This window comes from Pseudomonas sp. R1-7 (assembly GCF_051132105.1).
Classification (GTDB): domain Bacteria; phylum Pseudomonadota; class Gammaproteobacteria; order Pseudomonadales; family Pseudomonadaceae; genus Aquipseudomonas.
Window position 1 is genome coordinate 58,078 of record NZ_CP071661.1, and the last position, 13,038, is coordinate 71,115.

Annotated in this window: 10 protein-coding genes; 8 read left to right on the forward strand and 2 right to left on the reverse strand. The window is 60.8% G+C overall.

What is annotated here, in order from left to right; translation table 11 throughout:
• Positions 1–49 precede the first annotated feature (49 nt).
• Positions 50–2,818: a DNA polymerase I gene (gene polA / locus J3P79_RS00290; RefSeq protein ID WP_434607243.1), complete on the forward strand. Its 2,769-nt coding sequence runs from the start codon at positions 50–52 to the stop codon at positions 2,816–2,818.
• Between the two features lie 287 nt (positions 2,819–3,105).
• On the opposite strand, the gene yihA is transcribed toward polA, so the two are convergent.
• Complete coding sequence (gene yihA / locus J3P79_RS00295) at positions 3,106–3,747, reverse strand: ribosome biogenesis GTP-binding protein YihA/YsxC (RefSeq protein ID WP_025211089.1); 642 nt, start codon at positions 3,745–3,747, stop codon at positions 3,106–3,108.
• A gap of 191 nt (positions 3,748–3,938) precedes the next feature.
• Between yihA and J3P79_RS00300 the strand changes: the two genes are divergently transcribed.
• The 7 genes from J3P79_RS00300 to J3P79_RS00330 all read left to right on the forward strand — a co-directional run bounded on the left by J3P79_RS00300 (position 3,939) and on the right by J3P79_RS00330 (position 11,227).
• Positions 3,939–4,229: a c-type cytochrome gene (locus J3P79_RS00300; protein ID WP_003196231.1), complete on the forward strand. Its 291-nt coding sequence runs from the start codon at positions 3,939–3,941 to the stop codon at positions 4,227–4,229.
• 46 nt (positions 4,230–4,275) lie between these two features.
• Complete coding sequence (locus J3P79_RS00305) at positions 4,276–4,887, forward strand: c-type cytochrome (RefSeq protein ID WP_039593461.1); 612 nt, start codon at positions 4,276–4,278, stop codon at positions 4,885–4,887.
• A gap of 185 nt (positions 4,888–5,072) precedes the next feature.
• Complete coding sequence (locus J3P79_RS00310) at positions 5,073–5,714, forward strand: thiol:disulfide interchange protein DsbA/DsbL (RefSeq protein ID WP_434607245.1); 642 nt, start codon at positions 5,073–5,075, stop codon at positions 5,712–5,714.
• A gap of 14 nt (positions 5,715–5,728) precedes the next feature.
• Positions 5,729–6,607: an endonuclease/exonuclease/phosphatase family protein gene (locus tag J3P79_RS00315; RefSeq protein ID WP_434607247.1), complete on the forward strand. Its 879-nt coding sequence runs from the start codon at positions 5,729–5,731 to the stop codon at positions 6,605–6,607.
• Positions 6,604–8,667, forward strand: a complete 2,064-nt coding sequence (locus J3P79_RS00320; RefSeq protein ID WP_434607248.1) for a diguanylate cyclase — start codon at positions 6,604–6,606, stop codon at positions 8,665–8,667. The genes J3P79_RS00315 and J3P79_RS00320 overlap by 4 nt, the downstream gene beginning before the upstream one ends.
• A gap of 91 nt (positions 8,668–8,758) precedes the next feature.
• Entirely contained in the window at positions 8,759–9,538 is a 780-nt protein-coding gene (locus J3P79_RS00325) for an N-acetylmuramoyl-L-alanine amidase (RefSeq protein ID WP_434607251.1), read from the forward strand.
• Between the two features lie 75 nt (positions 9,539–9,613).
• On the forward strand, positions 9,614–11,227 hold the full coding sequence (locus tag J3P79_RS00330) for an EAL domain-containing protein (protein WP_434611625.1): 1,614 nt from the start codon (positions 9,614–9,616) through the stop codon (positions 11,225–11,227).
• A 7-nt stretch (positions 11,228–11,234) separates the two neighbouring features.
• Here the strand turns inward: J3P79_RS00330 and J3P79_RS00335 are convergent, their stop codons facing one another.
• Positions 11,235–13,028: an ATP-binding protein gene (locus J3P79_RS00335; protein WP_434607253.1), complete on the reverse strand. Its 1,794-nt coding sequence runs from the start codon at positions 13,026–13,028 to the stop codon at positions 11,235–11,237.
• Between the last annotated feature and the right edge of the window lie 10 nt (positions 13,029–13,038).

The following is a 13,038-nucleotide window of genomic DNA, read 5'->3' on the forward strand; positions in this document are numbered from 1 at the left end:
CGGTCCCGCTATTCTAGCCCCGGACCCGCCGAAAAGGTTGATCCTGCTCATGAGCCAAGCCCCCCTCGTCCTGGTGGACGGTTCTTCTTATCTGTACCGCGCCTTTCACGCGCTGCCACCGCTGACCACGTCCAAAGGCCTGCCGACCGGTGCGGTCAAGGGCGTATTGAACATGCTCAAGAGCTTGCGCAAGCAGTATCCGGACAGTCCGTTCGCCGTGGTTTTCGACGCCAAGGGCGGGACGTTTCGCGATGCGCTGTACGCTGAATACAAGGCCAACCGCCCAAGCATGCCGGACGACATGCGCGTGCAGATCGAACCGTTGCATGCCAGCGTCAAGGCCCTGGGTTTCCCGCTGCTGTGCGTGGACAACGTCGAAGCCGATGACGTAATTGGCACCCTGGCCCGCAGCAGCGCCGCGGCCGACCGTCCGGTGGTGATCTCCACTGGCGACAAGGACATGGCGCAGTTGGTCGACGGGCACATTACCTTGGTCAACACCATGACCGGTAGTTCGCTGGATGTGGCTGGCGTGAAGGAGAAGTTTGGCGTCGCTCCGGAGCAGATCATCGATTACCTGGCCTTGATGGGCGATTCGTCCGACAACATCCCGGGCGTGCCGGGCATTGGACCGAAGACCGCTTCCGGCCTGCTGGTGGGCGTCAACGGCGGCCTGACCGAGCTGTACGCGCAACTGGACATCGTCGCCACTTTGCCGATCCGTGGCGCCAAGACCCTGGCCGCCAAGCTCGAAGAGCACAAGGAGATGGCGTTCCTCTCCTATGAACTGGCGACCATCAAGACCGACGTGCCGTTGGATGTCGGTCTCGACGACCTGCAAATGGGTACGCCCGATCACGAGAAACTGGCCGAGCTGTACACGCTGCTGGAGTTCAAGAGCTGGTTCGAAGAGAACCAGCGGGACGCCAAGCGTGCCGGCCAGGAGATTGTCGAAGTCGCTGAGGAGCAGCCTGGCGCTGCCGAGGCCAAGTACGAGGTCATCCTCGATCAGGTGCGCTTCGACGCGTGGCTGGCGAAATTGGACCAGGCACCGCTCTTCTCCTTCGTCACCGAAACCAACGGCAGCGACGCCCAACATTCGCAACTGGTGGGACTTTCCTTCGCCGTCGCTCCTTTCGAGGCGGCCTACATTCCGTTGACCCACTCCTACATGGGCGTGCCGGAGCAGTTGGATCGCGACACGGTACTCAAGACGCTCAAGCCCTTGTTGGAAAACCCGGACAAGCTCAAGGTCGGCCAGCACGCCAAGTTCGAAACCAACATCCTGGCCAACTGCGCCATCGGTGGCGACCAAAACAACGGCATCATGGTCCAGGGCATTGCCTTCGACACCATGCTCGAATCCTACGTGCTGGATTCCACCGCGACCCGCCACGACATGGACAGCCTGGCGCTCAAGTACCTGGGCCAAAGCAAGACCGATTTCCAAGACATCGCCGGCAAAGGGGTCAAGCAACTGACCTTCGACCAGATCTCCCTGGAACTGGCCGGCCCTTATGCCGCCGAAGACGCCGACGTGACCTTCCGCCTGCACCGGGCCTTGCAGGAAAAGCTGGCCGCCACGCCGAGCCTGGGCACGGTGCTCAACGACATTGAAATGCCATTGATGCCCGTCCTGGCGCGTATCGAGCGCCAAGGTGCGCTGGTCGATGCCAACCTGCTGGGCGTACAAAGTGTTGAGTTGGGCGAGAAACTGGTAGCGCTGGAGCGAGAGGCGTTTGCCATTGCCGGGGAAGAATTCAACCTCGGCTCGCCGAAGCAATTGGGCGTGATCCTGTACGAAAAGCTCGGCTTGCCGGTGCTCAGCAAAACCGCCAAGGGCCAGGCATCCACCGCCGAAGCGGTGCTCGCCGAACTGGCAGAGCAGGATTACCCGCTGCCCAAGGTATTGATGCAGTACCGCTCGTTGAGCAAGCTCAAGAGCACCTACACCGATCGCCTGCCGGAACAGATCAACAGCCGCACCGGCCGCGTCCATACCAATTACCAGCAAGCCGTCGCTGCGACCGGGCGCCTGTCGTCCATCGATCCGAACCTGCAGAACATTCCGATTCGCACGGCCGAAGGCCGACGCATCCGCCAGGCCTTCGTCGCGCCGAAAGGCTACAAGTTGCTGGCGGCGGACTACTCGCAAATCGAGTTGCGGATCATGGCGCACCTGGCCAAGGACGAAGGGCTGCTCCATGCCTTCCGCAACGACCTGGATGTGCACCGGGCCACGGCGGCGGAGGTGTTCGGCGTTGATCTGGACGCCGTAACCAACGACCAGCGCCGCAGCGCCAAGGCGATCAACTTCGGCTTGATCTACGGCATGAGCGCGTTCGGCCTGGCCAAGCAGATCGGTGTCGATCGCAAGCAGTCCCAGGCATACATCGACCGTTACTTCGCCCGTTATCCCGGTGTGCTGGAATACATGGAGCGCACCCGCGCCCAGGCGGCCGAGCAAGGTTACGTCGAAACCATTTTCGGTCGCCGGTTGTACCTGCCAGACATCAACGCGAAGAACCCGGCCCTGCGCAAAGGCGCCGAGCGCACCGCCATCAACGCGCCGATGCAAGGCACAGCGGCCGACATTATCAAGAAAGCCATGGTTGCCGTGGACCGCTGGCTGACCACGTCAGGGCTGGATGCGAAAGTCATCCTGCAAGTTCATGACGAACTGGTGCTGGAAGTGCGTGAAGATCTGGTCGAGCAGGTGAGTGCGGAAATCCGCCAGCATATGAGCGCGGCCGCCACGCTGGACGTGCCGCTGCTGGTGGAAGTGGGCGTAGGTAATAACTGGGACGAAGCGCACTGATCACGAATCCCTTAGGTCGCTTGTGGCGAGGGAGCAAGGAAGTCACCGCAATGCCGGCGATGGCTTCGTTAGCTCAGAAGATTCCTACAGTTATTTCCAAAAATAATCTGAACTAAACCCGTGAATTGCTACTCAGAGATTCTGAATGGCTGGTGAAGCCCTTCAATGCTCCTATGTTGTGTTAAGTGTTGGCAGATATCTGGACCCCGCCCTAGCGGTCCGGAACTTGGACCCCGAACTTCCCCCTCCCCATACGAAGTCCGGGGTTTTTTTTGCCTGGGATTTGGCTATTCAGCCGCCTCGCTGCCCTTGTCTGCCAGTTCCATCCAGTCGGCCAATACCGTGTAGGCCTCTTCCAGCCCCATGCGCTTGGGGGCCGAGAACAGCTGGATGGTGATCGTGTCTCCCCAACCCTTGCGGATCTCGGACTGCACTTTGAGCAGGGTATTTTTCGCTGCGCCGTAGGTGAGCTTGTCGGCCTTGGTCAGCAGGATATGCATCGGCATGCCACTGGCGACCGCCCAATCAAGCATCAACAGATCGAAGTCAGTCATCGGATGGCGAATATCCATCATCAGGATCAGCCCCTTCAAACTCTCGCGGCTGCCCAGGTAGGCTTCCAGATGGCGCTGCCAGTGTTGCTTGAGCGGGATCGGCACCTTGGCATAGCCGTAGCCGGGCAGGTCGACCAAACGCCGTTCATCGTCTAGCTTGAAGAAGTTCAAGAGCTGCGTGCGACCTGGCGTTTTCGATGTGCGCGCCAGGCTTGCATGGGTCAATGTGTTGAGCGCGCTGGATTTACCGGCGTTGGAACGCCCGGCAAAGGCCACTTCGAAACCTTCGTCGTCTGGGCATTGATCGACTTTGGCAGCGCTGAGCATGAAGGTGGACTGTTGGCACAGGCCGAGGATGGGGTTCTTCAGTTGCATGGGATTTCCGATGTGGGCGGCGTCGGGAATGGACGCGGCAAGCTGTGTCGTTTCCGTTTCAGTGACGCCAGTATATAATGCCGCAGATTTTGTGTGCGCTTTGTCCCAGCGTAGGATGAAGTTCACGGGAGCGACCGACCGAAATTGCGCATTAGAACGCAGCTCGTTCCCAACCCTGAAAAGGTCGTTTTATGACGAAATGGCTGCTAGCTGCCGGTGTCTTGATGCCGCTTTACAGCGCTCAGGCTACACAGGATCCGGAAGCTGTGTACAACCGTGTTTGTGGCGCCTGTCATTCCGGCCAACTCCCCATGGCGCCCCGCAAGGGCGATCAGGAAGCTTGGACGCCGAGGTTGGCGAAAGGTATGGAGACGCTGGTGCAACACGTGACCCAGGGTTTCAAGGCGATGCCGCCGCGTGGTTTGTGCATGGACTGCAGTGCCGAGGATTACCGAGCCATCATCCAGTGGATGAGCGAGTAAACCCGGTCCATAACTCTTTAACCCTTAGCCGTAGTTGGATTAGCTGATGAACAAACTGATCGTGAGTCTGCTGTTGACCTTGGGGATATCCGGCGTAGCCCACGCCGCTGGCGACGCCGCTGCCGGTCAGGCGAAAGCGGCCGTATGCGGGGCCTGCCACGGCCCGGATGGCAATAGCATGGCGCCCAACTTTCCGAAACTGGCGGGCCAGGGCGAGCGTTATCTGGTCAAGCAGTTGAAGGAAATCAAGGACGGCAAGCGTGTCGTGCTGGAAATGACTGGCCTGCTGACCAACCTGAACGATCAGGACCTGGCGGACATCGCGGCCTATTTCGCCAGCCAGAAAGGCAGCGTCGGCGCCGCCGATCCGAAACTCGTGGCTCGCGGTGAAGCGCTGTTCCGCGGCGGCAACCTGGAAAAAGGCTTGCCTGCCTGCACTGGCTGCCACTCGCCTGACGGCAAGGGTAACGCCGCCGCAGGCTTCCCACACCTGGGCGGCCAGCATGCCCAGTACATCACCAAGCAGCTGACCGATTTCCGCAAGGAAGAAGGCGGTCGCGCCAACGATGGCGATGCGATGACCATGCGCACCATCGCACGCAAGCTGAGCGACGAAGATATCGCGGCCGTTTCCAGCTACATCCAGGGCCTGCACTAAGGCCGTTGCAGGGGGGCGCCTCTTGCAACGTTAACGCTCGATTAATCTGTCGATGCGAGCATCAAAAGGGTGGCTTTGGCCGCCCTTTTTTGTGGCCGCTGCCGTTACACTAGAGAACTTGAACCCGCGACGGTCTGTCTTAGAAGCAAGTCTCGCGAGGCCCCCTCATTGTCCAGGAGTAAAGCATGCGTAATCTGATCATCAGCGCCGCGCTCGTCGCCGCCAGCCTGTTCGGCATGACTGCCCAAGCGGCTGAAAAGCCCGCCGCACCTTATGCCGAGCTGTCCAACCCCGTTCCGGTGGCCGTGCCTGGCAAGATCGAAGTCGTGGAGCTGTTCTGGTACGGCTGCCCGCATTGCTACGCATTCGAACCGGTGATCAATCCATGGGTTGAAAAGCTGCCATCGGACGTGAATTTCGTGCGCATTCCCGCTATGTTCGGCGGTCCTTGGGACGCCCACGGCCAGATGTTCCTGACGCTGGAATCCATGGGCGTCGAGCACAAGGTTCACGCAGCGGTGTTCAATGCGATCCAGAAAGAAAAGAAACGCCTGACCGATCCTGAAGAGATGGCTGAGTTCCTCGCCACCCAAGGCGTCGACAAGGACAAGTTCCTGGCCACTTTCAATTCTTTCGCCATCAAGGGTCAGATCGTCAAGGCCAAGGAGTTGGCAAAGAAATACGAAATCACCGGCGTACCGACCATGGTTGTCAATGGCAAGTACCGTTTTGACATCGGCTCCGCCGGCGGCGCGAATGAAGCGCTGCAACTGGCCGACCAACTGGTTGCCAAAGAGCGAGCGGCCACCAAGGCCGCTGCCAACTAAGCGGGCTCACGGCCATGGCCCGCTGGAGTACCGAGCGCATCGTTGGCCTGCATGAACCGCGGGTCAACGAGCATCATGTCGCCTCCACGGGCCTGCCGGCGGACAGTCGCCTGCGGTTGCTCAGTTTCAACATCCAGGTCGGCATCAGCACCGAGCGCTACCGGCACTACCTGACCCGAGGCTGGCAGCATCTGCTGCCCCATACAGGGCGAGCCGGAAACCTGCAAAAGATCGGCGACCTGCTCAAAGACTTCGATCTGGTTGCCTTGCAAGAAGCCGACGGCGGAAGCCTGCGTTCCGGCTACGTCAATCAGGTCGAACATCTCGCCCAGCTGGGCGCCTTTCCTTATTGGTATCAACAGCTCAATCGCAACCTCGGTCGCCTTGGCCAGCACAGCAACGGCGTGCTGAGTCGCCTGCGGCCCTGGGCGATCGAAGATCATCCGCTACCCGGTCCCAAGGGGCGTGGCGCTATCCTGGCGCGTTTCGGCGAAGGCCCGGACGCGCTGGTCGTGGTGATGATGCACCTGGCCCTCGGCGCTCGCACCCGAACGATGCAGCTGGCGTATATCCGTGAGCTGATCGGTGGCTACAAGCACCAGGTTCTGATGGGCGACATGAACACCCACGCCAATGACCTGCTTCAAACCTCGCCATTGCGCGACCTTGGCCTTCTCGCTCCGCAGCTCGAAGCCACGTTTCCCAGTTGGCGCCCCCAGCGCTGCCTGGACCATATCCTGTTGAGCCCGACCTTGACCCTCGAACGCGTAGAGGTATTGGCCCAGCCTATTTCCGATCACCTGCCGGTCGCGGTCGAAATACGTCTGCCGGGTTCGCTCACGGCCGACGCATTCCCCGCGCTGAGTCCTGCCCCTTGCGGATCCGATGAATGAGCGACGACGCCGAACGCTGGAGAGAGAAATACCTCAAGAGCATCGAAAAGCAGGAAAAGCTTGAGCGTCGCTGGGACGCTCGGCTCGACTTGCTGCGTCGGGGGCTGGTGCGCAGCACGCTTGCCGCCGAGGGCACCGACCGGGCGGTAGACCAGTGCATGAAAGAGATGCGCGAAGTGGTGCGCACCGACGACATGGACGCTGCCCTCGCCGCCCTGCTGCCGCGCCTGGAGAAAGCCGTACTCGATTCCGAGCAGCGTCGCGAGACGCGGGTCGAGCAAATGAGCGCCGCGTTGACGGCCTTGGTTGCCCAGCTGCAATCCTTGCCGCTGCCCAAGGACGTCAGCCGGCCCTTGAAGAAGTTCTCCAAGCAATTGGAAGCCCGGGTCGGCCAGGCGCGGGAAATCCCCTTGTTGCTCAGCGAATTGAGTGGTTTGCAGGGCAAGGCGCTGAGCGCGCTGGATACGCCGGATGAGCCGAGCCGCCCCGGCCTGCTGCAGCGGTTGTTCGGTGGTCACGGTCACGATGAGGCGGCACCCCAGCCTCCCCCATCGTCGGAGCCAGTCCAGCCGAGTCCGACGCCTGGAACAGATGCAACTGCGCTGACGCCGGCGCCGCCCGCAGCCGAGACGGTTTCCATCCCGCCCGCACCCGCACCCGCACCCGCACCCGCACCGAAAGCAGAGCGAGACCACGCGCCCGACATATCTGAAGCCGAGCCGGTCGAGCCCACTGAGCCAGCAGACGAACCAAAAGACGAACCTGCGCCGGAGCCCGTGACGCCGCCGGTCGCAGCCGTGGTTCAGTCGCCCGTCGAACCGCCGCCCCCGCTCCTTGATGAGCGCGCAGAACCAACAACCGCGTTCGAGAACCCGGACGAGCTAGTGCCTGAGGCACCCATCCCGGTCCTCGACGAGCTGCCGCTTGCTGCCGCCGAATCCAGCGAACCCGCCGAGCTCCTCGCAGCCGATTCCGATGTGGCTCACTATGCCCTGCCCGACTCACCAGAGCCTTCCTACAGTTCGGTCGCCAGGCATATCGAAGACACGCTGCTGGGCTTGCTTGGCGACCTGACGCTGCCCGAGCGTCATCGGCCCCAGGCGGAAGCCATGCGCGAACGTCTGCGCAACGGTTTGAACTGGTACGAATTGCTGCCCATCCTCGACGATCTGGCAGTACTGATGTTGGCAATCACCGACAGCGGCCAGCATGAGTTCGAAGCTTATCTGCAGCGGCTCAATGATCGCCTGGAGTCATTCCAAAGCACGTTGCAAGCGGCCAGTGATGACCATGCCGACAATCTGTCGGCCTCCAGGGAGATGGACTCCCAGATACGCGAACAAGTGGACGGCCTGCAGAGCAGCGTGCAGCAAGCCGATGATCTGGAAGGCCTCAAGCAAGTGCTGGAGAACCATCTGGAGGGTCTGCTTGGCACGATGGATGAGCATCGCAAGCAGCGTGATCAGCGCGAGAAAGAAGTCTCGGTTCGTCTCAAGAGCCTGGCCGAGCGCGTTGCGTTGATGGAGCAGGACGCGCTGATAGTGCGTGAGAATCTGGAAGAACAGCGTCAGAAAGCCTTGATTGATCCTTTGACAGGCCTGCCGAACCGCGCTGCCTGGACCGAGCGCCTCGAACAGGAACTTGAGCAATGGCAGCGGCATGGCAACAGCTTGTTGATCGCCATGCTCGACCTGGATCACTTTAAGCGGATCAATGACAACTACGGGCACCTCGCCGGCGACCGCGTGCTGAAGCTCATTGCCTCCGTGCTGCGCAAGCGGATCCGTGGCAGTGACTTCATCGCCCGCTTTGGTGGCGAAGAGTTCGTCTTGCTGGTTCCTGATACGCCTCTTGCGGCCGGCGCGAAACTGGCCGAAGCCCTGCGCGCGGCCATCGAAGCGTGTCCGTTCCATTTCAAGGGCGAGCCGGTGACGGTAACGGTGTCGATGGGCATGACGGCCTTCAAACCGGGGGAGCGCAGCGAATTGGTGCTCAAAAGGGCCGATGAGGCGCTTTATCGAGCCAAAGATGCGGGCCGTAACCGAGTGGAGTTCGGCTGAACAATTGTTCCATTTTGTTTAACGGCATCGGATCATTTCCGGGTGATACGTTACACTGTTGCATTATTTTCCTGTGTGCCTGTTCTTCACCATGAAATTTCTCCCGCTCGTTGTTTCGTTGTTGGTCCTGGCCGGTTGCGCGAGCGGCCCCCGGCTGGATACCAGCCATCCGTCGGTCAACCACGACAGCCGTGTCCAGTTCGTCGTGGTGCACTACACCTCGGCTTCCCTCGAGCGCTCCCTGTCGTTACTGACCCATGGCGAAGTCAGCGCTCATTACCTGATAGGCGACGATAAGGCCGCGACCATTTATAAGCTGGTGGACGAAAACCGGCGCGCCTGGCACGCCGGCGAAAGTGAATGGCAAGGCCGGACCTGGCTCAATTCCAGCTCCATCGGGATCGAGATCGTCAATCCGGGCTATGTAGATACGCCCACCGGCCGCCTCTGGTACCCCTACAGCGAAGCCCAGGTGCAAGCTTTGATTGCCTTGCTCAAGGACATCACCCGACGTAACGCGATCAACCCGGCCAACATCATCGGCCATAGCGACATCGCACCCAATCGCAAGCTGGATCCCGGCCCGTTGTTTCCCTGGAAGCGACTGGCGCAGGCAGGCCTTGGTGTCTGGCCGGACGAACGCGCGGTCGCGCTACAGCAGGTTGCCTACGCCGCTCAGTTGCCGAGCGCCAGTTGGTTCCAGGCAGAGCTGGCCCGCCTCGGCTACCCGACGCCTCGCACTGGCGAATGGGACGTAGCCACCCACCAGGTGCTCGCTGCCTTCCAGATGCGTTATCGGCCGACCCGGTTCGACGGCGCGCCAGACGCGCAAAGCGCGGCGATTTTGCGGGTGCTTAATCAGACAAAATAATGACGCTCGTCTGACTAATAGCGCCAAATCCAAAACAGAAGCTATAACTCATTGGTAACTTTCGGATTACTGATGATGACGGCTGCCCGCGAAACGCTGCAGAGTTGGCTGCATCGCCCTATTTTCCTGGCGATGACGGCGGCTGCCCTCAGTACTGTGTTGTTGCTGGCGGGCAGTCTGTTTGTGGTGATGCAACAAATCCAGCAGCGTGAAAGCGAGCAGATGAACGCCCAAGGCGAGCGCTTCCTGCTACGCCTGGAACAACTGTTTGGACAACTGCGCGAGAGCCTCGATGATTTGCAGGCTCAACCGCTGCGTGGTTGTAGCGATGACATGATCGCCACCTTGCAGCAGGTGAGCTTCAATTACCGCTTCGTCTACGAGGCGGCTTATATCGACAGCACCGGCATGTGCTCCAACCGTCCGCGCCAGAGCGGCTTGTCCTTGGCGCGAGTGCCTGACTTGCGGGGGCCGGCCTACAGCTACTGGCTCAACACCACCACGGAGCCCGATGAAAATCGCGCCGCGTTGATGTTGGGGCGCGGAAATTTTCGGGTGGCAACGTCTCGCGGCCATCTGACCGATGTGGTCGACTTGCCGCCGGGCAGCAGCTTGCTGGTGGTCCTCGATGACGGTGAGCGGGCGATTCCGGTTCTTGGCACTGAGCAACGCTGGCCACCGGCCGAGCCCTGGCCGCCGAAAAGCCGAAACGCTTTGCAGGTCACGAAAAATCGGCTGATCTACCGGATGCCAACCGACAGTCCTGAATACCAACTGGTGCTGATCGCACCTCGCAGCGACCTGCGAATTCCGGCCAATGCCTGGTGGATGCTGCCCATCAGCCTGATGCTCGGGCTGGGCATCGGCTTTCAGGTCTTTCTTCTCGCGCGCCAGCGCCAATCGATGGATGCCGAGTTGCACGGTGCCATCCGACGCGGTGAGCTACAGGTGCTCTATCAACCGATTTTCGACTTGCACAGCCGCAACTGCGTGGGCGCCGAAGCCCTGCTGCGCTGGCGCCGGCCGGACGGCACGCTGACCAGCCCGGATCTGTTCATTCCGATGGCGGAAGACACCGGGCAGATCCGTCAGATCACCGATTTTGTGCTGCAGCGATTGTTCGATCAGTTGGGTCAGCTATTGCGCGCCAATCCACACCTCTATATTTCCGTGAACCTGGCGGCATGCGACGTGATGGTGCCGCGCATTGGCGATGTGATTGCCCGGCTGTTGGCGATGCATCGCGTATCGGCACACCAGATCGCTTTCGAAGTCACCGAGCGTGGCTTGGTCGACGTGCTGGTGGCTCGCGATAACCTGCAATCGTTGCGCGATGTGGGGCACCAGGTGCTGATCGATGACTTCGGCACCGGCTATTGCAGCCTGGCTTACCTGCAAACGCTGCCGGTGGATTGCCTGAAAATCGACAAGGCCTTCATCGACGCGCTGGGGCACGACGCCGCCAGCAGCGGCGTGGCCCCGCATATCATCCGCATGGCCCACGCCCTTGAACTCAAGGTCATTGCTGAAGGTATCGAGCATGAGGCCCAGGCGTCTTACCTGAGCAGCGAGGGCGTGAAGTTCGGTCAGGGGTGGCTGTTTGCCCACGCGCTCAGTGCGGTGCAGCTCATCGAATTGATCACCCGCGGGCGACGTCTGGTCGGACGACGCGTTGATGACGAGGCGTGACGGGCACTTACACCGTCAAGGCCATGTAGAACTGAGTGCCCTGCCCTGGCCTGGAATACACACCCATGCGCCCACCGTGGAGCTGGACGATCTCTTTGCACAGCGCCAGGCCAAGGCCGGCGCCGCCCTTTTTGCGGCCGACCTGGACGAAGGGCTCGAAAATCCGCCCCTGCTGGCCGTAGGCAATCCCCTCGCCGTTGTCTTCGACGCTGATGATCACCCGCTCGCCGTGGCGTCGAGCCTGCAAGCGGATCTGGCCATCATCGTTGGTGTGACGCATCGCATTATCGATGAGGTTGTCCAACACCCGATCCAGCTGCGCGGCATCGGCGTGAAGGCGCGGCAACGGACCCTGGAGCTCGACGAGTAATTCGATACCTTTCGCTTGCGCCTGGCCGGCAAAGCGCATCCTCGCGGCCTCCAACAATTCTTCGATGGAGCAAGGTGCCAAAGTGAGTTTCTGCAGGCCGTTCTGGTAACGGGAGAAGTTGAGCAAGTCATTGATGAGCTGCATCAACCGCTGCATTTCTTCATTGACGGTATTGAGCAGGTCCGCCTCACGGGACTCCTCGGGAAAGTGCATGCGCTCCTGGAGCAGGCCGAAGGCCATGTGCATGCCCGTCACAGGGGTGCGCAACTCATGAGACGCCCGCAGGACGAATTCACTGCGCACCCGTTCGAAGGCGCGTTGCTCGGTGACGTCATGCAGCACCATCACCGCGCCGAGAATCTGGCCTTGGGTGTGGATGACCGGCGTCAGGCTGTAGGTGAGCACGCGTGACTCGCCATCCACCTCGATGCTCAAGTCGTCTGGCGCTCGCTCCTGTGTGCCGCCGCGCAGGACCAATTGCAACTCGTCGTCCAGCTCGATACGTCCAAGCGCCTCGCCGAGCCCCTGCCCCAAGCGCTCCTGATCCCAGCCCAGCTGACGTTGGGCCACGGGATTGAGGTGCTCGAGCCGACCTTGGCGATCAATCATAAGCAAGCCATCGTCGATGCTGTCGAGTACCGCTTGCAGGCGTTGCTGGCCGGCGAGCAGCTCATCGACATTGGTCGCCTGATGTTCGCGCAACGCCTGGGCCATGATGCCGAAACGGCGGGTCAGCAGGTTCAGTTCCGCCGCCGAGGAGATCGGCAGGGTCACCTCGAAATTGCCTTGGCCGATATCGTCCGCCGCCGCTGCCAACGCCTCGATCGGCGCGCCGAAGCGCCGGGCTATGCCGTGGGCCGTGACGAAGCCGATGATCAGCACCGCCAGCCCCACCAGCCCCAGCAGGCCGGAAATGAGTAGGGCACGCTCGCGGGCACGGTCCTGGGTGTCGCTGATTTTGTTCAGGGCATGGCGATAGCCCTCGATCAGTCCACTGCGCAATACATTGAATTTTTCAGTGAGCGCCTGGATACCCGCCAGCTGTTTGGGTTGCTGGCGAGAATCGTCAAAGGCCTCGAGGAAGCTGATGTAATCGGATTTGGCACGGCTGAAGCTGGTGGTGGATGGGTCATCCAACGCCTGTTCATGAGCGATACCTTCATCCAGCAACTCGAAATACTGGCGTTTTGATTCTTCCAGCGCCGCCAGGTTGGGGTTTTCATCCAGCATGATCATCAACTGGTCGCCCAGTGTCTGACGTAGCTTGAGGCCTAGGTCCAACAGCACGAAGTTGTCGCGAACGGATTGTTCCTGGGTGTTGGCCATTTGCATCACGCTGACCAACCCCAGCAGAAGCCCTAGCAGCGCCACCGTGATCAGCGCGGAAATGCTGAGGAACAACCGTGTGCGCAGCTTCATCGCCAGTTTCATAAGGTACCGC